Annotated in this window: 18 protein-coding genes; 10 read left to right on the top strand and 8 right to left on the bottom strand. The window is 60.2% G+C overall.

What is annotated here, in order from left to right; translation table 11 throughout:
- Positions 1-18: 18 nt before the first annotated feature.
- A complete protein-coding gene (locus J5Y17_RS02265; RefSeq protein WP_219783570.1) occupies positions 19-1,059 on the bottom strand; it encodes an FAD-binding oxidoreductase in 1,041 nt (346 codons plus the stop codon).
- A 76-nt stretch (positions 1,060-1,135) separates the two neighbouring features.
- Between J5Y17_RS02265 and mnmD the strand changes: the two genes are divergently transcribed.
- Positions 1,136-1,837 carry a tRNA (5-methylaminomethyl-2-thiouridine)(34)-methyltransferase MnmD gene (mnmD, locus tag J5Y17_RS02260; RefSeq protein WP_219783569.1) on the top strand — a complete coding sequence of 234 codons (702 nt, stop codon included), beginning with the start codon at positions 1,136-1,138 and terminating at the stop codon, positions 1,835-1,837.
- Positions 1,834-2,721: a DMT family transporter gene (locus J5Y17_RS02255; RefSeq protein WP_219783568.1), complete on the top strand. Its 888-nt coding sequence runs from the start codon at positions 1,834-1,836 to the stop codon at positions 2,719-2,721. Before mnmD ends, J5Y17_RS02255 begins: the two co-directional genes overlap by 4 nt.
- Positions 2,722-2,755: 34 nt before the next feature.
- On the opposite strand, the gene J5Y17_RS02250 is transcribed toward J5Y17_RS02255, so the two are convergent.
- The gene (locus J5Y17_RS02250; protein ID WP_219783567.1) at positions 2,756-4,693 is read right to left on the bottom strand and encodes a lytic transglycosylase domain-containing protein; all 1,938 of its coding nucleotides are present in this window, start codon (positions 4,691-4,693) and stop codon (positions 2,756-2,758) included.
- A 182-nt stretch (positions 4,694-4,875) separates the two neighbouring features.
- On the opposite strand from J5Y17_RS02250, the gene dapA reads away from it, so the two are divergent.
- The gene (gene dapA / locus J5Y17_RS02245; RefSeq protein ID WP_219783566.1) at positions 4,876-5,748 is read left to right on the top strand and encodes a 4-hydroxy-tetrahydrodipicolinate synthase; all 873 of its coding nucleotides are present in this window, start codon (positions 4,876-4,878) and stop codon (positions 5,746-5,748) included.
- 49 nt (positions 5,749-5,797) lie between these two features.
- Here dapA and J5Y17_RS02240 read toward each other — a convergent pair whose 3' ends face one another.
- Positions 5,798-6,238, bottom strand: a complete 441-nt coding sequence (locus J5Y17_RS02240; protein WP_219783565.1) for an ion channel — start codon at positions 6,236-6,238, stop codon at positions 5,798-5,800.
- 94 nt (positions 6,239-6,332) lie between these two features.
- Between J5Y17_RS02240 and smpB the strand changes: the two genes are divergently transcribed.
- From smpB to J5Y17_RS02220, 4 genes are all read left to right on the top strand, one after another.
- A complete protein-coding gene (gene smpB, locus J5Y17_RS02235; protein ID WP_219783564.1) occupies positions 6,333-6,815 on the top strand; it encodes an SsrA-binding protein SmpB in 483 nt (160 codons plus the stop codon).
- Positions 6,816-6,931: 116 nt separating this feature from the next.
- Positions 6,932-7,786, top strand: a complete 855-nt coding sequence (gene sseA, locus J5Y17_RS02230) for a 3-mercaptopyruvate sulfurtransferase (RefSeq protein ID WP_219783563.1) — start codon at positions 6,932-6,934, stop codon at positions 7,784-7,786.
- Positions 7,786-8,970, top strand: coding sequence for an amino acid aminotransferase (locus J5Y17_RS02225; RefSeq protein WP_219783562.1), 1,185 nt, complete (start codon positions 7,786-7,788; stop codon positions 8,968-8,970). The genes sseA and J5Y17_RS02225 overlap by 1 nt, the downstream gene beginning before the upstream one ends.
- Positions 8,971-9,133: 163 nt before the next feature.
- Positions 9,134-9,514, top strand: a complete 381-nt coding sequence (locus J5Y17_RS02220) for a rhodanese-like domain-containing protein (protein ID WP_219783561.1) — start codon at positions 9,134-9,136, stop codon at positions 9,512-9,514.
- 33 nt (positions 9,515-9,547) lie between these two features.
- On the opposite strand, the gene J5Y17_RS02215 is transcribed toward J5Y17_RS02220, so the two are convergent.
- From J5Y17_RS02215 to J5Y17_RS02205, 3 genes are all read right to left on the bottom strand, one after another.
- A complete protein-coding gene (locus tag J5Y17_RS02215) occupies positions 9,548-10,201 on the bottom strand; it encodes a hypothetical protein (protein WP_255571799.1) in 654 nt (217 codons plus the stop codon).
- Positions 10,202-10,433: 232 nt separating this feature from the next.
- Entirely contained in the window at positions 10,434-11,771 is a 1,338-nt protein-coding gene (locus J5Y17_RS02210; protein WP_219783559.1) for an ammonium transporter, read from the bottom strand.
- 34 nt (positions 11,772-11,805) lie between these two features.
- Positions 11,806-12,144, bottom strand: coding sequence for a P-II family nitrogen regulator (locus tag J5Y17_RS02205; protein ID WP_066604500.1), 339 nt, complete (start codon positions 12,142-12,144; stop codon positions 11,806-11,808).
- A 270-nt stretch (positions 12,145-12,414) separates the two neighbouring features.
- On the opposite strand from J5Y17_RS02205, the gene J5Y17_RS02200 reads away from it, so the two are divergent.
- Positions 12,415-14,604 carry a transglycosylase domain-containing protein gene (locus tag J5Y17_RS02200; RefSeq protein ID WP_219783558.1) on the top strand — a complete coding sequence of 730 codons (2,190 nt, stop codon included), beginning with the start codon at positions 12,415-12,417 and terminating at the stop codon, positions 14,602-14,604.
- Positions 14,605-14,668: 64 nt separating this feature from the next.
- Here J5Y17_RS02200 and J5Y17_RS02195 read toward each other — a convergent pair whose 3' ends face one another.
- Positions 14,669-15,253 (bottom strand): phospholipid-binding protein MlaC, encoded by a 585-nt coding sequence (locus J5Y17_RS02195; RefSeq protein WP_219783557.1) that lies wholly within the window; start codon positions 15,251-15,253, stop codon positions 14,669-14,671.
- On the bottom strand, positions 15,246-16,022 hold the full coding sequence (locus J5Y17_RS02190; protein ID WP_219783556.1) for a VacJ family lipoprotein: 777 nt from the start codon (positions 16,020-16,022) through the stop codon (positions 15,246-15,248). The genes J5Y17_RS02195 and J5Y17_RS02190 overlap by 8 nt, the downstream gene beginning before the upstream one ends.
- Positions 16,023-16,249: 227 nt before the next feature.
- On the opposite strand from J5Y17_RS02190, the gene J5Y17_RS02185 reads away from it, so the two are divergent.
- Both J5Y17_RS02185 and J5Y17_RS02180 read left to right on the top strand, forming a co-directional pair.
- The gene (locus J5Y17_RS02185; protein WP_219783555.1) at positions 16,250-17,989 is read left to right on the top strand and encodes a type I secretion system permease/ATPase; all 1,740 of its coding nucleotides are present in this window, start codon (positions 16,250-16,252) and stop codon (positions 17,987-17,989) included.
- Positions 17,986-19,311 (top strand): HlyD family type I secretion periplasmic adaptor subunit, encoded by a 1,326-nt coding sequence (locus J5Y17_RS02180; RefSeq protein ID WP_219783554.1) that lies wholly within the window; start codon positions 17,986-17,988, stop codon positions 19,309-19,311. Before J5Y17_RS02185 ends, J5Y17_RS02180 begins: the two co-directional genes overlap by 4 nt.
- Positions 19,312-19,316: the final 5 nt, after the last annotated feature.

Genomic DNA, 19,316 nt, shown 5'->3' with positions numbered 1-19,316 from the left:
CATGCGGATTGAGGATCGTCACAGACTCGCCTCCACGCGGAAATCCTCAGGAATAGCGTCGCGCCCCTCCAGTACGAGGTCAATCAAAACCTGTGCGGCCAGCGGCGCCATGCCGTAGCCGATCTTGAACCCGCCATTGGCAATGAAATGCCCGTCACGACCCGGCCAAGCGCCCAGCATCGGCGCACGGGATTTGGCGCGCGGACGCACCCCGGCCCAGCGCCGGATCTCTTTCGCGCCCGCAAGCATCGGCACCGCCACAATCGCCCGCTCCAAAAGCGCGGCGGCCTGTTCGTCGGTCGTCTCGGGACTTTCGAAGTCCCGCTCGGATGTCGAGCCAATCGCCGTGGTCCCATCTGCATGGGGAATGACATGCAGGCTCTCGCCATAAAGCTGCGGCGCTTCTGGCAGCGACAGATCAAGCAGGATAGCCTGTCCTTTCACGCCATTGCCGACCTCTTTGCCAAAGGCCTCATTGAGCGCCTTAAGGCCCCACCAACCGGAGGCATGGATCACCGCGCCCTCCTCAGGCCCTTCGGTCACGACCTCACCGCCCAGCGCAGTGATCGCTGCGGCCAGTGCTTGGCACGCCCGCCACGGGTTCAACCGGGCCGAGAGCGTATCATGGATGAGGTATCCGGTCGGACTGAGCGGCGCCCAATATCCGGTCTCGCCCTGTGTCACCACGCGCCAGTCGGCTTGGCCTCGCCAAAGTTCTTTCGCCTGTTCTTCACGCTCGCGGGCCAGTTGCAACTGACGCTCATCTTTAATGGCCTGCACCCGCCCCAGATTGCCGTACCCGGACGACACGCCCCCGGTCGCCTCAACCTCCGGCCAGTGCGTGCGCGCCATGATCAGGCTTTGAAACTGAAACTCTTTCTTGGCATTCCAACGCTCCGGCGTGTGCGGCGCCAAAGCGCCGACAATGCCGCCAGACGAGCCATGCCCCACGCCATAAGGATCGATCACCCGCACCTTTGCACCGCGCTTCGCCGCCTCATATCCGCAGGACAGCCCAAAAGCGCCTGCGCCATAGATCGTGATTTCTGCTCTGCCCATATGCGCATTTACCCATTGCAAGTGGCGACCGCCCCCCGCATGGTCTGCCGCATTCGCCCCTCTCATAAGCCATCCGATGACCAACGACCAGACCGCCCCACAGACGGCCCCTCAAACCGCGCAAATCGATTGGCGAGACGGGAAAATTCCCGTTTCGACCCAATTCGACGACCCCTATTTCTCGCTCGGCAACGGGTTGGAGGAAACGCGGCATGTGTTCCTGTCAGGCAATGACCTGCCTGCGCGGTTGCGGGATGGGTTTCACATTGCAGAACTGGGGTTTGGCACTGGGCTCAACATGTTGGCTTTGGCGCTGATGTGGGACGGTCCCGGCGTGGCGCGCTTTACATCGTTTGAGGCCTTCCCGATGGAAACCGCCGACATCCGCACAGCGCTCGACGCCTTTCCTGAAGCGGCCGCCATCGCCGAACCGTTTCTCGACGCCTGGGCGCAAGGCTTGCGACAGTTCCGGCTGGGTCAGATCGACGTCGAGGTCAAAATAGGTGACGCCCGCGAGACGCTTGCCGCTTGGGACGGTCAAGCTGACGCTTGGTTCCTCGACGGGTTTTCGCCCGCAAAAAACCCAGAGCTATGGGGCGAAGACCTGATGCTCGAGGTCGGGCGGCACACTGCGACGGGCGGCACATTCGCGACCTATACGGCGGCAGGGCATGTGCGACAAAAACTCACCGACGCCGGTTTCACAGTCGAACGCGTGCCGGGGTTTGGCCGCAAACGCCACATGAGCCGAGGGATCAAAGGCGGAGTAAAATCATGAGCCGTGACAACGCCACGCTTGGTACCCTTCTGATGATCGGTGCCACCTTCATCTTTGCGATGCAGGATGGCATCTCGCGACATCTGGCCGACAGCTACAATGTCTTCATGATCGTGATGATCCGCTATTGGGCCTTTGCCGCTTTCGTCGTGGCTCTGTCGATGCGCCAAGGCGGGATTGCCAAGGCGCTACGCTCCCAAAGACCCAAACTGCAATTCTTTCGTGGCGCACTTTTGGCCATTGAAGTCTTAATCATGATCACCGCCTTCGTGCGCATGGGGTTGGTTGACGCCCCCGCGATCTTTGCGGCCTACCCTCTTTTGATCACCGCCCTGTCCGGTCCGATCCTTGGCGAGCGCATCGGTTGGCGGCGTTGGGCCATGGTCGCGGTCGGCTTTATCGGCGTGATCATCATCATCCGCCCAGGAAGCGGCGTCTTCTCCCCAGATGCCTTGATCGCCTTCACGGCGGCGTTTGGCTTCGCTCTTTACGGCCTACTCAATCGCTATGTCTCACGCTTCGACGGGGCGAATGTCACCTTCTTCTACACAGGGGTCGCGGGGATGGTGGTGACATCTTTGGTCGGCGCGTGGCATTGGGAACCGATGCTGCCCTCAGATTGGCTTTGGATGGGGCTTTTGTGCATGACGGGCATTGCCGGGCATTACATGTTGATCAAAGCCTATGAGCTGTCCGAGGCTTCAGCAATTCAGCCTTTTGCCTATCTGCAACTGCCGTTCGCCGCCGTGCTGGGCGTCTTCGTATTCGGCGATGTGATCCGGGCCAATGTGGTGATCGGGGCCATTATCGTCGTCGGCGCCGGGGTGTTTACCTTCCTGCGGGCACAACAACTGGCCCGGCGCTCACGGGTCATCGCGCGTTAACGACACAAGCCGTTACCCCCAATGACCTGAGACATCAGCGCCCTGACAGCATGTCCATCATATGGACCGGCCCGGTTTCTCCATGCAGTCGCGCTCGATAGACAGGAATACTCTCCGCGACGCGCATGACGTAGTTCTGGGTCTCGCGAAACGGCAGATGCTCGATCCAATCGACGGGATCCACTTCGCCTGTGCGCGGGTCGCCATAGCGTTTGATCCAGTCCCGCGCGCGCGTCGGACCAGCGTTATAGCCCACTGACACCAGCAGGATATTGTTGCCAAATTCTTCGATAAGCTGCGCCAGATAGGCCGAGCCCAATCGAGTGTTGATGATCGGGTCGAACAGCAGGCTGTCGGAATAGTTTTCAATCCCGACCTTCTCCGCCATCGCCTCCCCCGTACGCGGCATAAGCTGCATCAACCCACGCGCGCCCACGTGGGACTGCGCTCTCGGATAGAATTCGCTTTCGCGGCGTGCGATCGACATGGCGAGTTCCGGCTCAACCGGCAGATCGGCCTCCGCCAAAGCATGCAGCGGGTAGTAAGCCCGGTTCAACACGATGCCCTGATCAGCGGCGAACTTCGCCACGAGCACTGCGAGATAAGGATCGTGATCCAAGGCGAGATCGCCCAACTGCCCAAGCTCTTGCGGACTCAGGCTTTCACCCAAGTGTCGCAGAAAACGCGCGGCGAGTGGCGTCTCGCCCGCCTCTTCCAACAAGAGCGCGGCTTTCAAAACCGACGACCCCATAAAGCTCGCTTGGTTGTAATCCGCGAACCGCATCTCCCCGGTCAGCGCCGGATCCAACGGCAGGCCGATTTTTTCCGCCGACAAAAGGCCATAGAACGCCGTCTGGAATTGCGCGCCAAAGGCATAGGCCGCCGCCGCATCGTCGCGGGCGCCCATCGCTTCAAGCGCGCGACCTTCCCAGTACCCCGCACGCCCCAAAGAGATCGGTGTGCCGACAGCCATGCGGAAGCGATTGAAATGGTCCAAAGCCAGCCCAGCATCTTCGAGATAGCGCAGCGCGATATAGCCCGACAGCCATTCGAGATCGGCGTAATGGTCTTCTTCGGGCGCCAAGCCATGACGCGATGCGACGGAATAGGCGATCTTCGCCTTGCCGTCGCGCATCATCTGCCGCGCCAGCATCCGGCGGCGATTGCCCCATTCAACCGGTTCGCCCAGCCCCTCCGCGGTAGAGTGTTGCAGCAAAAGCGTCGTGGCATCTTCATTGCGTCCACGCCGCACACGCCACTCAAACCGCGCATGCGCCAAGATCGGATGATCCGCCAAATCAGACGGCACGGCGGTGATCGCCTCATCAACGCCGGCCTCGTCCTTGACCAGTTTGCGCGCCGCCACGATGAGCGCGTCCCAACCCGCCGGCAGGTTCGGCACCATCCGCGACGCTTCAGTGAACCGCTCTCGCCACAAAAGCATCTCGGCGCGCGCGACATGATGGCTGGCCAAAATCGAACCATAGCGCGAGAGCAAAACAGCTTCGTCCTCCGCGCCCATCGGCAGGGTGTTCCAAGTGAGCACCGCCTGCGCCTGAGCGTCCGCCGACATGTTCAGCGCCTCATAGGCCGAGATCAATCGCAGCGCGCCGGTCCCGGTTTGCGGCGGATAGGCAGTCAGATAGTCCAACACCACTTTGGGGTCGGCATCGGTCGGGATCACCGCCTCGCCTTTTTCCGCCAAAAGCGGCAAGCCCGGCCAATCGGCATTGCGTTTCAGGAAATCGCGGTAAGCCTCAAAGCTACCGCGCCCAGCGCGCAGATAATCCCATTCGATGATGTCCCGTCCAACACCTTGGGCCTCCTGCCGGGCCAAATTCCAGTCGCCCTGAGCGCGCGCCTGATAGGCCCGCGTCAGCGCATCCGATTCGGGAGACGCCGCCATGGAAAATGGAGAAAGCAAAGCGAAAACAAAAGCATATATTGCTTTTGCCGTAGGCGTTTTGGGCATGATCTGGTCTTGTTCTTGTGAGAGCTGCTCTTGTCTTAAAGACCAAAGTAACGGCTTCGAAATATGCGGCAACACAGATTCTTGTGAACGGGCGCGAAGGCGGCTAGTTTCCGCCGGAACTTTCAGGGGCGACTCACGCCTCACTCATCACGACGAACGAGCAAAACGAAAAGGAGCGTACGATGTTCAAAGGATCCATTCCTGCACTGGTGACGCCGTTTAAGAACGGCGAACTGGATGTCGATACGCTCAAACGCTTGGTCGAATGGCACATAGAACAAGGCTCTTCCGGCCTCGTTCCCGTCGGCACAACCGGCGAAAGCCCGACACTGAGCCATGCCGAGCATGAAAAAGTCATCGAGATCGTGGTGGAAACCGCCGCCGGTCGCGTGCCGGTCATTGCGGGTGCCGGGTCGAACAACACCGCCGAGGGCATTCGCCTGATCCAACATGCGGCCAAAGTGGGCGCAGACGCGGCGCTGGTCGTAACGCCCTATTATAACAAGCCGACGCAAAAAGGCCTCATCGCGCATTTCACCGCGATGCATGACGCCGCCGAATTGCCGATCGTGATCTACAACATTCCGGGCCGTTCGGTGATCGACATGACCACGGAAACGATGGCGCAGCTCTCGAAACTGCCGCGCATTGTCGGCGTGAAAGATGCCACCGGCGATCTGTCTCGCGTGCCGAAAACCCGCATGGCGTGCGGACCGGAGTTCTGCCAACTCTCCGGTGAGGATGCCACCGCTCTGGGCTTCAACGCCCATGGGGGTGTCGGCTGCATTTCCGTAACCGCCAACGTCGCACCGAAACTCTGCGCCGAGATGCAGGCCGCCTGCGCGCTTGGCGATTACGCGAAAGCCCTGAAAATCACCGACAAACTGATGCCGCTGCATCTGGCGATCTTCATGGAGCCGGGAGTGTGCGGTGCGAAATATGCGATGTCCTTGCTGGGGCTGTGCTCCGACGACGTGCGTCTGCCGCTGACGCCACTCTCTGACGACACCAAGGCCGCGATCAAATCGGCAATGGAGCATGCCGGGCTGCTCTAAAGTTCGCGCAGATCGACTTCGAGAAAGGGCTCCATTCGGAGCCCTTTTTTTATCGTGAATGCCGACTTTCCAACTGGTTGCGCCGCACATGGCGCAGCACTTCCATCAAAAGAGCGGTCATCATCCCGATGTTCAAAAGCCCGTTCGTGGCGGCAAACCCGCCCAGCAAACGCCAATTCTCCGGCAACAACAGATCGCCAAAACCCAGCGTCGTGAAGGCCACGAGGGAAAAATACAAAGCCTCTTCGAAGTGCGCGAACAGGCCCAAAAGACGAAACCCAATCGCCCAGATCCAGACCCCTGCCGTGATCATCCACAACACCGCAATCACCGCGCCAAACAAAACCACCGCCAGTTTCGGTCGATGCGGCTCACGGATCAGCCAGCCATGCGCGCGCTGAAGCGCCAGCTCCATAACCAGAAACCCCAAGGCCGCCACGAAAACGGACAGGAGGATCAGGACCGTGCCGACGAAAATCTGGATAAACATAGGCGCCTCGAAGAGATTTCCGGATGTTTTGCCAGAATTCCAGACACGGGGCCAGTGGACAGATCGTCCACAAACACCTATCTGAGCACTCATCATGGCCAAGAAAAAACAAACGCCCGAAGAAAAGAACTACAAGGTCATCGCCGAAAACCGGCGGGCCCGCTACGACTATGCCATCGAGGATGACATTGAATGCGGGATCGTGCTCACCGGCTCCGAGGTCAAATCCCTGCGCACCGGCCAATCGAACATCGCCGAAAGCTACGCTTCGGTCGACAATGGCGAGCTGTGGCTGACCAACTCCTATATCGCGCCCTACGAGCAGGCGATGTTCCCGCATGAGGAACGCCGCAAGCGCAAGCTTTTGGTGTCACGCCGCGAGCTGTCGAAACTGTGGCAGGCGACGGGGCGCGAGGGCATGACGCTTGTGCCTCTGGTGATGTATTTCAACCATAAGGGTCGGGTCAAAATCAAACTCGGCATCGCCAAAGGTAAGAAGACCGTCGACAAGCGCCAGACAGAAGCCAAGCGCGATTGGGGCCGTCAGAAACAGCGCCTGCTGCGCCACGGCGGCTGAATTCTCACGTCTCGGTTACTTTATTGCGCCGCAAGCCGCATGTGCGGCGGGCGATGCTTGCACGCGCGGTGAGAGAGCGCTAAGGCAGAACCCGAAAGCTCAGCAAAGGTCTGATCATGCCCAATAGCGATCCCAAAACGCTCGTCTCGACCGACTGGCTCGCCGAGCACCTGAAAGCGCCGGAGCTTCGCCTCATCGACGCCAGTTGGTACATGCCGGCGGAGGAGCGCGATTGTCTCGACGAGTATGAGCGCGAACATATTCCCGGCGCGCGGTTTGTCGACATCGACGAGGTCGCCGACCTGCGCTCCGATCTGCCGCATATGTTGCCGCCCGTTGAAAAGTTCATGTCCCGCATGCGCGCGCTTGGCATTGGCGACGGACATCAGGTGGTGGTCTATGACAGCTCCGGCATGTTCTCCGCGCCCCGTGTGTGGTGGATGTTCAAATATTTCGGTCAGGACAATGTCGCCGTTCTTGATGGCGGCCTGCCGAAATGGAAGGCCGAAGGCCACCCGGTCACGGATCAGCCGCCGACCATTCGCGACCGCCATATGATCACGGAAATTCGCCCCGAACTGGTGCGGGACGTGACGCAGGTCGCGGCCTCTGCAAAACTGGGCGACTATGTGATCATCGACGCGCGCTCGCGCGAGCGTTTTCGGGGTGACGCCCCCGAACCGCGTCCGGGGCTGGCCTCTGGTCACATCCCGAATTCCCACAACGTGCCCTTTGGCGAGGTCTTGAACCCCGATGGCACGATGAAATCCACCGACGAGCTGCGCGCCGTTTTCGAGGCCGCTGGCGTTGATTTGAGCAAACCGGCAATCACCAGCTGTGGGTCAGGGGTGAGTGCTGCAATCTTGGGCCTCGCGCTCACCCGTCTTGGCGTGCCTTTCGCGCTTTATGACGGATCCTGGGCGGAATGGGGCATGTATGGCGACCTGAAAGTCGCGACTGGAGACGCGTAATGCTGAGCAATCTGAAACCCCAACCGGCGGATAAAATCCTCGAACTCATGGCGCTGTATCAAAACGATCCGCGCGACACGAAGATCGACCTGGGCGTCGGCATCTATAAGAATGCGGACGGCGAGACCCCGGTGATGCGTGCAATCAAAGCGGCCGAAAAGCAGCTTTGGGAAGTCGAGACCACCAAAAAATACACCGCGCTTTCCGGCGATCCGGCCTTTGGTGCGGCGATGAAGACTCTGGTTCTGAGCTCTTCTGTGGATCACGCGCGCGTTGGCGCGATTGCGACGCCTGGCGGCACGGGCGCCGTGCGTCAGGCGCTTGAGCTGGCGAAACTGGTCGATCCCGAGACCACGATCTGGACCTCGAACCCGACCTGGCCGAACCACGTCTCGATCATCAAGTTCATGAAGCTGAACCACGCGGAATACGCCTATTTCGACGAGGCCTCCTGCACCGTCGATTTCGACGCGATGATGGACAGCCTCAAGGCGGTGAAAGCAGGCGATGTGGTTTTGCTGCATGGCTGCTGTCACAACCCGACCGGCGCAAACCTGACGCTGGAGCAATACGGTCTCGTGGCCGATCTGATCGCCGAGAAGGGCGCCACCGCTCTGGTGGACATCGCCTATCAGGGCTTTGGTGACGGGCTTGAAGAAGACGCGGCGGCGACCCGTCTTTTGGCTGCGAAACTGCCGGAACTTCTGATCGCCTCAAGCTGCTCGAAAAACTTCGGCATTTACCGTGAGCGCACCGGCTGCCTCATGGCGATCTCCGAGACAGCCGAGCAAACCCCGGTCACGCAAGGCACGCTCAACTTCCTCAACCGTCAGAACTACTCTTTCCCGCCGGATCATGGCGCACGTTTGGTGACGATGATCCTCACCGATGAGGCCCTCAAGGCCGACTGGATGGCGGAATTGGAAGAAGTGCGCCTCGGCATGCTGGGCCTGCGCCAACAGCTCTCCGACGAGCTGAAGCGCCTGACAAATTCGGATCGCTTTGACTTCATCGCCCGTCACCGCGGCATGTTCTCCCGCATCGGTGCGACGTCGGAAGAGGTGCTGAAAATCCGCGAAGACTTCGGCATCTACATGGTCGGCGACTCGCGCATGAACATTGCCGGCCTCAACGCAGAGACCGTGCCGCTTCTGGCCGAGGCCGTGGCAAAGACCTGCAAGTAAGCTCTTGCGAAAACAACGGATCAAAAGCGCGCTTCGGCGCGCTTTTTTCGTGTTAGCCTGCGGTCGCTACGGCGTGACACAAACGCGCGTCACGAAAAGATGAGTTTTAAATGCGGTCTGGTCACATATGTCTATGGCCAGACAAACCTCCGAAGGAACCGCTATGAAAACTGAGACTGTAGATGGGCTGAGCTTTGAAACATGGACTGTGGATGAAGTCGCCAAAGCCTTTGACGCTAATGAGATCGCTCTGATCGACGTGCGCACGCCGCAGGAATACGCCTTTGAGCATATCCCCGGCGCGCTCCTCTTGCCGATGTCCTTCTTCTCCGCCGAGAAACTGCCATCTCAGACAGGCAAACGCATCGTGTTCCATTGTGGCTCTGGCATGCGCTCCGCCAAAGTGGCCGCCGCCTGTGCCGCAGCCGGCATGAACCCTGTGGCCCATATGGAAGGCGGCTTTGGCGCCTGGAAAGCCGCGGGCAAGGCCTACACCGGCACCGACATGGCAACCGGCGCCCCCAAAGCCGTGCCCGCCTCCTAAGCGAAGGTGAAAGGGCGCCTCAGCGCGCCCTTTTCAACTCGGGAAAGCCTTGGCCATCTCCCGATCAAACTCGGCCCAGCTCACCGTCGCCTTGTTCCCGGCATAGCCATGATAATGCGACTTGCCCGACGAGGTTGGCAGACCGGCCCAGATTTTGGCGAGATTGTTCATGAATTGATGCCGGGTGATCTGCCCCGCGCGCAGTTCGTAAATCCCCGCATCCGCCAGCAAGATATTCGCCAGTTGGTCCTGCACCGCCGGAGTAAAGATCACCTCCGGCCCCAGATCCAACTCCATCACCAGACGCCCCAGCGTCGAGGGAATGAATTGGTAATAGCCGATGGCATGGGGCTGGCCCGGCGTATCCTTGATCCATTCGAAAATCTCGCCCAGCGACATCTGCGACGGCTTCTTGCCCGGCTTACGCTTTGCCCCATGCTGCACGGCATCATAGCCATCGCGCGGACTTTCGGCGCGCCCGATCATGGCGCGGATCAAGGCAATGTCAGCAGGCGCGCGCGACAGGGTTCGGATTTTGGCGCGGGCTTCTGGGCGTGGCGGCAGGGGTTCGAAGAAACTTCCTTCCGCGCGCCCGGCAAAGAGGCTTGGGCCAATGGCCGTGGCTCCCTTTAGCGAGGCGTTCACCAAAGGCTGCGGAGCCACTGCGATCAGTGGCTGACGTTCCAAATCCCAACCCTGCCCGCTGGGCCGCAATAGCGATAGTGGCTCCGCCGCCAAAGCAAAAGGCCAGAGCATAAAAATAAGAAAAAGACCGCAGTTCTTGCGCAACATCGAGACCTCGAGGGTTCTAAAACTCGACATCAGGCTTAGGGCGTCATGATTGAGAAATGGTTTCCACGATAGAAAAAGCCCGGGCGATTGCGCGCCCGGGCTCATGATTTTCAGACTGAGGAAGGGATCAGCCTTTGTAGAATTCCGGGTAGGCTTCCATGCCCAGCTCGGCTTTGTCGAGGCCCATCATCTCTTCTTCTTCGGAGACGCGGATACCCATGACGGCCTTCAGGATGAACCAAACGATACCGGAGGAGATGACGGTTGCGAGACCGATCACGACGATACCGTAGAGCTGAGCACCGATGGTGGCGTCGGAGTTGGTGAACACAACCGCGATGGTGCCCCAGATGCCGCAGACAAGGTGGACCGGGATCGCACCGACGACGTCATCGATTTTCAGCTTGTCGAGGAACGGCACAGCGAAGACCACGAGCACGCCACCGACCATACCGATCAGAGTTGCAGCGCCCAGACCCGGTGCGAGCGGCTCAGCGGTGATGGACACAAGACCTGCGAGGGAGCCGTTGAGCACCATGGTCAGGTCGACTTTGCCGTAAACCAGCTGGGTCACGATCAGAGCAGCGACGGCACCACCAGCAGCAGCAGCGTTGGTGTTGGAGAAGATGCGGGACACGTCAGCCACGTCACCCACGGAGCCCATAGCAAGCTGGGAACCGCCGTTGAAGCCGAACCAACCGAGCCACAGGATGAACGTACCCAGCGTAGCGAGCGTCAGGTTGGACCCCGGGAACGCGGTCACTTTGCCGTCTTTGTATTTGCCAAGACGCGGGCCGAGGATCAGCGCACCGGTCAGAGCAGCCCAGCCACCCACGGAGTGCACGATCGTGGAACCAGCGAAGTCGGAGAAGCCAGCTTCACCAACGAAGCCACCACCCCAGGTCCAGGAGGCCGTGATCGGGTAGATGATGGAGGTCAGGATGATCGTGAAGACCAGGAACGGCCACAGTTTGATACGCTCAGCCAGAGCACCGGACACGATGGACGCGGTGGCGGCACAGAACATCAGCTGGAAGAAGAAGTCGGAACCGGTGGAGGCGTAGGAATAGTCGTCAGCCGTTTCAGCGGTGATGCCAACAGCTTCAAGCACGCCCGGGCCGAACACGCCGGAGAGGACGCCGTCCATGGACCAGGTGCCGAGCGGGTACATCAGGTTGTAGCCGATCAGGTAGTAGAAGATGGACGCGAGGCCGAAGAGAGCCACGTTTTTGGTCAGCTGCATCGCCACGTTCTTGGAACGCACGAGGCCGGCTTCGAGCATGGCAAAACCAGCGGCCATGAAGAACACGAGGAAGCCGCCGATAAGGAAGAGCAGCGTGTTGAGGATGAAGACGGAATCGGTCGGCACGGCTGCCGCCACAACTTCTTCTGCATCCTGCGCAAAGGCCATAAGCGGCATCGCGGTCGCGAGCGCAGTGGCCGGAATGAGCTTGGTGAGTTTCATAGGTTTCAGTCCCTTTCGTCTCGGGTAAGCGCGATTAGATCGCGTCGTCGTTGGTCTCGCCGGTACGGACGCGCGTTGCGCCTTCCACGTCGAGGACAAAAATCTTGCCGTCGCCGATCTTGTCGGTTTTGGCGGTGGTTGCGATGGTTTCGACAACTTGCTCAGCCATGGCATCAGCCACGACGATCTCAAGTTTCACCTTCGGCACGAAGTTCACGGCGTATTCCGCACCGCGGTAGATCTCGGTGTGACCGGACTGAGAGCCAAAGCCCTTGATCTCCGTCACCATCATGCCCCGAACGCCGATCCCGGTCAGCGCTTCGCGGACTTCTTCAAGCTTGAACGGCTTGATTGCAGCAATAATGAGTTTCACGTTTTTCCCCTTCCGTTTGAGCGGGTGGTGCCACTGCTGGTGCGACCACGGCTCAGCAAAACGACGTTAGGCGTTTTTTCACAAGCGATGGGGTTGCTTGACGTGAGTCATTTTCGAGCACGTTCGCCTAAAAATTATACATTTTGTGCAGCGAGACTAAAAAATGTGCAGAAAATAAAGACGTGAACGCGACTCGTTTCCCCTCAACATTCACCCCCCAACTGATTAGAGTCCTGTGCAATCAAAACCTGGCAGATATCGAGCAAAAGCATGACAGGACCCAACGGCGGAAAGCGCAAACTCGTCGCAGAGCGCCGCTATCCCAACGGCGCGAAAGCGGCGAAGAAGCCGAAAAGAAAGGCAAAATCGCCCCTGACCCGCAAAAAAGCCGCCCCGCGCAAAGCGAAGCGGGCGTCGACTCGCAAACGCTCTTCGAATCCGATCGTGCGTTTGGTGAGCGGGGTGTTCCGTTGGATCGGGCGGCTAATTTGGCTAACGTTCTCTCGTGGCGCGCTGGCATTTGCTGTCGTTTTGGGCATTGCCGTTTTTTATATCTATTCCACCCTGCCGCCCTATTCCGAGCTTCTCGATGGGCGCGCGCGCGGCTCGGTCACGCTTTTGGATCGCAACAGCTCCGTGTTTGCCTGGCGCGGAGAACAGTTCGGCGGCCAGATCACGGCAGACACCGTGTCGCCACATCTCAAGAACGCCATCGTTGCGACAGAGGACAAACGGTTCTACCGCCACTTTGGCGTCTCGCCGCGCGGTGTCGCCTCTGCGGTGAGGATCAACCTCTCCGAGGGTCGCGGCCCGCTGTCGGGCCATGGCGGCTCTACACTGACGCAGCAGACCGCAAAGCTTTTGTGTCTTGGCGTGCCCTACGACCCGGCGAAGTGGAAGAGCCAGACGGAATACGAGGCCGATTGCCGCGAAGGCTCGATCGCGCGGAAAGCCAAAGAGGCTATCTACGCGATGGCCATGGAGGCGCGCTATTCCAAGGATGAGATTCTATCGATCTACATGAACCGCGCATACCTCGGCTCGGGTGCCAACGGGTTCGAAGCCGCCGCCCAGCGCTATTTCGGTAAATCCGCCGCCGAGGTGACCATCGCCGAATCCGCCATGCTCGCCGGTCTTTTGACCGCGCCGACCCGCTATGCGCCGACGAACAACCTGCAACGCTCGCAAGAGCGCGCGGGCATCGTTTTGCTCTTGATGAACCAACAGGGCTACATCACCGACGAGGAACGCGCTTACGCGAAATCGCACCCCGCCGAGCTGTCCGAAACCGCCGAGAAACGCGCAGGCGGCTATTTTGCCGATTGGGTGATGGGCGCTGGCCCGGATTTCCTGACCCGCGACACCACCGAAGATGTGGTGATCGAAACCACTTTTGATCAGCGCATCCAAAGTGCGGCCGAAGAGGCCCTGACCTGGATTTTCGAGAATAAGGTGCGTGAGGGCTCCGAGGCGCAGGCCGCCATCGTGGTGATGTCTGCCGACGGCGCCGTGCGCGCGATGGTCGGCGGACGCAAGCTCAAGGTCTCGGGCGCCTTCAACCGCGCGACACAGGCGAAACGCCAGCCTGGCTCTTCGTTCAAACCCTTCGTCTATGCGACCGCATTGGACATGGGCTGGTCCTATGACGATCCCATTATGGACGAGCCGATCACGCTCAACATTCCCGGCTCCGGCCCATGGTCGCCGCAGAACTATGACCGCAAATTCCATGGCCTCGTGACCGTCACCGACGCTTTGAAACACAGCTACAACATCCCGGCGGTCGAGCTGGCGATGGATGCCGGGCTTGAGAACGTGCGCACCGTGGCCTCGATGTTCGGCATCGAGAGCGATTTGGCACAAGGCCCTGCGCTGGCGCTTGGTGTGTCGGAAACCACGCTGTTGGAAATGACCGGCGCCTATGCCGGCATCCTCAATGGCGGCTCGTCGGTGACGCCCTACGGCTTGCGCTCCCTGCGTCTCAAAGGCGACAACACGCCGTTGATGGGGCAAGAAGGTGGACTTGGCGAACGTGTCATCACCCCCGACAGCGCGCAGCAGCTCATTTATATGATGTATAACGCCGTCCAAGGCGGCACTGGCGGTCGGGCGCAAATCCCCGGCGTCGAGGTGGCGGGCAAGACCGGCACAACGCAGGCAGCGCGTGACGCGTGGTTCATGGGCTTTACCGCCGATTACGTCGCAGGTGTCTGGATGGGCTATGACGACAACTCGCCCCTGAGCGGTGTGACGGGCGGCGGCCTTCCGGCCGAGATCTGGCAACGGACCATGGCGCAGGTGCAAGAGGGCATCGAGCCGAAACCTCTGCCGATGATCCGCCCCTCCAGCCCGCCGACCGTGCAGCGCGTGCAGCCCTCGGGCAACGGTCAGCGCGGCAACGACAAGGCCGACAATGTGTTGCTTGACCTCTTGGGCGCGATTTTCGGAAACGGAAATTAAGATAAGCCAATAAAAAACGCGCCTCTCTGGGCGCGTTTTTTTCGTCTACGGTCTGCGAATAGGATTAGCGCAGCGACGCCGTCAGCGCGTCGATGTTACCACCAGCCCGATCAAGCATCGCACCAATCTCGGCACGTTCGGATTTCAACAAAGAAATCCCCTCGATCTGCAAATCGATGAACTTGCCCGCACGATCATGCACGATGAAAGAGATCGCGAAAGGCGGTTCGCCGCGCAGGATCGCGGTGCAGCGCACGTCATAGACCGAGTTGATCTGCTGTGTGCTGTTCACCTGCACCTTGCCGCCGATGAATTCGCGGAAGCGCGAACCATATTTGCGGGCAACATAGGTCTGAAACGCTTTGGTAAAGGCGCTGAGCTGGGCGGAAGAGGCGGAACGCGCAGGCGGCCCAAGCACAGAGCGCGCGATGTTCGGCATATCGGCGTAGCGCACCAAAACACGTTCGAAATCGACATACATCGCCGCTTCGGATTTGCCCGAATTGATGATGGCGTTGATGTCATTCACCGCCTTTCCGATCAGCGCCTCAGCCTGAGACACAGAAAAGGCCATAGCGGCCTGCGGCGAGATCAGCGAAACGCCCAGAGCGGCGAGAACCGACCGGCGCGAGAAAGTAAAATCACTCATAGAAGTCCTCGTAAATGTCATAAGGGGCCGCACTCTGATCCGCGGCCTCGCCCCCGCCGGAAATGATCGGCGTTCCCAATGCAAACCGGCGGTTGTCGAGATAGGTCAAACGCATCTGAGCGTAGCCATCGGCACTGTCGTAAATCACAGATTCATAGAGATCTGAGTAACGATAGCGTGTGTCCGCCACATCGGCGACTTTCAACCCGGTCCTGTAGCTCTTCTCCGGATTCCCCAAGAGGTTGCCGACGGGATCGAGCGCGATATCGACCAACAGCCCGATGGAATCGCGTTCTGTAGAGGGGCCATAGATCGGCAGGACGACATAGGCCCCTTCGCCCACACCCCAGGTGTAAAGCGTTTCACCAAAATCAGAGTCGCGCTCTTCAAGGCCCATCTCGGTCGCCGGATCGAACAGCCCGCCAATCCCGACCGTGGCGTTTACCGCGAAGCGTGCCGTGTTGTGCAACGCATCGCCAAAGCGCAGTTGGAGCACGTCATTCACAACGGTGCCCGGAATGCCCAACGTGTCCGAGACATTGGAGAAGCCTTTGCGCAAGGGATCGGGCACCACCGTGCCGTAGGCCGTCGACACCGGCTTGATCACCGCCTTATCCAGCGCGACGTTGGAGTCATGCCAGCCGCGGTTCACCTCTTCGTAGGGATCGGCAATCCCGTCCGGTCCCGGCGTAGCGCAACCGGCCATAACAGCGAGCCCCAAAACAGCGGCGAGGGAGGGCAGAACGCCTCTTTTGAGAGAAGAAAACATGGCAGCAGACCTTCGGGCTAGGCAACAAGGCAAATCTGGCAGGAACAGGTGACAGTCGTCACCCCCGCGGGCTATACCGCCAGATAGTATTCCTGAAACGGAAGCCCAATATTAACATACACTCTGATATTTATCCTGTGACATTGTTTCAACAGATCGCCTCTGGTCAACATCAGGCGCGACAGGCGCACATGCCATATCAGACGGGACCGAGTTAAGACATCGCCATGACACAGGAAGACATCCGCCTCGGACAGAGAGAGCTTTCCAGCGCGCGACGTGACTCGCGCGGCCTGTTTTGGGCGTCGGGTGTCTTTTCCATTTGTATCAATATCTTGATGCTCACCGGACCGCTGTTCATGCTTCAGGTTTACGACCGCGTTCTGGGGTCTGGTTCCGAGGCGACATTGATCGCGCTCTTCTCCATCGTCGCGTTTCTCTACCTGATGATGGGCCTTTTGGACGGCACGCGCGCGCACATCCTGTCGCGCATCGCCGCACGGTTTCAAAGCCGCCTCGAAGACCGCGTATTTCACGCCACCATGGCGCAGGCGGCGCATAATCCACGCGAAAGCCGCAAAATTCGCGGCATGGACAACCTCACAGCGATTCGCCGCTTTTTCGGATCGCCGGCGTTGGCGGCGCTTTTCGACCTGCCGTTCACTCCGCTCTTTCTATTCGGCATCGGCCTGTTCCACCCCTACCTCGGGCTTTTGGCCACCGCCGGCGGCGTCCTCCTGGTCGGGATCGCGCTATTGCACCGCTCTGCCGCGAAGCCGATGCAGGAGGCCGTGATCCGCGCCGAAAGCGAGGCCGCCCTGACCGCGGGCCGCATGACCGCTGCAGCGGAGGCATTGGCCGCTTTGGGCATGAAGGAGGCCGCCTATCGCCGCTGGCTGAGATCGCGCGAGACCGCCTTGGAGAAATCCGTGGCGAGCGAGGACACCACCCATGGCTTCACCGCCGCCTCCCGCGCGCTTCGGTTGTTTTTGCAATCCGCGATGCTGGCGCTTGGCGCCTGGTTGGTGCTGGAGCGTCAGATCAGCCCAGGCGCCATGATCGCAAGCTCCATCCTGCTTGGACGCGCGCTTCAGCCCGTCGATCTTTTGATCGGCCAATGGAACCTGTTGCAGCATGCCCAACGTGGCTGGGGCGATCTGGCCGAATTGCTGGGCAAAAACCCCGCCGATGTCATCCGCACCGAATTGCCGCGCCCCACGGCCGCGTTGACGGCGCAACAGGTCTCTGTTGTGCCCCCGGGTCAGCAACAGGCCTCTTTGCGGATGATTAGTTTCGATCTGGCGCCGGGCGAAGCCCTGGGCGTGATTGGGCCGTCTGGCGCGGGCAAATCCACGCTGGCACGTACTCTGACCGGGGTTTGGGCGCCGTCCAGTGGCGCGATCCGGCTGGATGGTGCGAAACTGGAGCATTACGCCAGCGAAGCCCTTGGCAGCTACATCGGCTACCTGCCGCAACAGGTGCAGCTTTTCGACGGCACCATTGCCGAAAACATTGCCAAATTGGCGCTCAGCCCCGATGCGGAGGCGGTGATTACCGCCGCGAAAAAGGCCGATGCGCATGATCTGATCCTGTCGCTGCCCGACGGCTATGACACGCCTGTCGCCTCCGCGGGCGGGCTGTTGTCCGGTGGGCAATTGCAGCGGATCGGCTTGGCGCGGGCGTTTTACGGCAATCCGGTGATCGTCATTCTCGATGAACCAAACTCTAATTTGGACAACGCGGGTTCCATCGCCCTGAACGCCGCAATCCGGCGTCACAAGGCCGAAGGCGGCGCGGTGTTGATCATGGCGCATCGCCCCTCTGCGATTCAGGAATGCGAAAAGCTCATGGTGCTGGACGGCGGGCTGCGTCGCGCCTTTGGGCCCCGCGATCAGGTGTTGAGCGAGATGGTCAAGAACTCCAAAGACATCCTGCGCAAAGACGCGGGTCAGGGGGGCGTCCAATGACCACACAAACCCAGAAAAAGACCCAAGAGAACACATGGTCCGCCCGCCGCGCGATCTGGTTCGGGTTCGCCTGTATGGCAATTCTGATCGGCGGCTTTGGCGGCTGGGCTATTTTCGCAAGCATTGACGGCGCCGTTGTGGCCGCCGGCCAACTTCAGGTCGAACAGAACCGTCAGGCCGTCGCCCATCGCGACGGTGGCGAAGTGGCCGCTGTGCATGTCAGCGAGGGCGCGGTGGTTGAAAAAGGCGCCTTGTTGATCGAATTGTCGTCCGAGGACTACCTCAACGAAATCTCGCTTCAGGAAACCCAGCTTTTCGAACTTCTGGCCCGCGCCGCCCGACTTGAGGCCGAACGCGACGGAGCGGCGGCGATTAACTTCCCGCAAGAGTTGATCGAACGTATGGAGGAGGACCCTCAGGTCGCGCGCTCGGTGGCCGGCCAAAAAGACCTATTCCAAGCCCGTCAGGACACGGCCAAGGCCGAGATCGAACAACTCAACAAGCAACGCAGCCAGATCGAGGTCCAGATCGAGGGCCTCGCGGCGCAAAAATCCGCGCTCTCCGAGCAATTGTCGCTGATCGAAGAGGACCTTGCGGCGCAAACCGAATTGCTCGAACGCGGCCTGACCCAGCAAAGCCGCGTCATCGGCATCCGCCGCGACGCCGTGCAATATGCGGCCGAAATCGGACGGCTGGAGACGGCCGAGGCTCAAGCGCAGGTGCAGATCACAGAGATCGAGCTGAACATCCTCAAGGCCAGCAGCGATCGACGCGAATCCGCCATCACAGAACTGCGAGACATTCAGGCCAGCGTCAGTCGCCTGCGCGAACAGATTTCCGGACTTCGGGCGCGTCTGGCCCGGCTCGACATTCAAGCACCGGTCGCGGGTGTCGTCTATGGCCTCTCGGTGTTTGGCCCCGGTGCGGTGATCCCGCCCGCACAGCCCGCGCTTTACATCGTGCCCCAAGACCGCCCGCTCATCATCATGGCGCGGGTCAGCCCAACCCATGTCGATCAGGTCTACCCCGGCCAACCCGTGCGCCTGCGGTTCACGACCTTTGACCGGCGCACCACGCCCGAACTCGAAGGTCAGGTGATGCGTGTCTCCGCCGATGCCTTTGTCGACGAGGCGACCGGCGCGAGCTATTATCGCGCCGACATCCACCTCCCCGAAGCACAACGCGCGCGTCTGCCCGAGGGGACCGTTCTCATTCCCGGCATGCCGGTCGAAGCCTATATGTCCACAGGTGAACGCTCGCCCTTGGCCTATCTCACAAAACCCCTTACCGATTATTTCACCCGCGCCTTCCGCGAGAAATAACGCCC

It is taken from the genome of Celeribacter sp. PS-C1 (assembly GCF_019429625.1).
Classification (GTDB): domain Bacteria; phylum Pseudomonadota; class Alphaproteobacteria; order Rhodobacterales; family Rhodobacteraceae; genus Celeribacter.
Note: the sequence above shows the minus strand (reverse complement) of the source record. Positions and strands in the feature narration are given on the sequence as shown.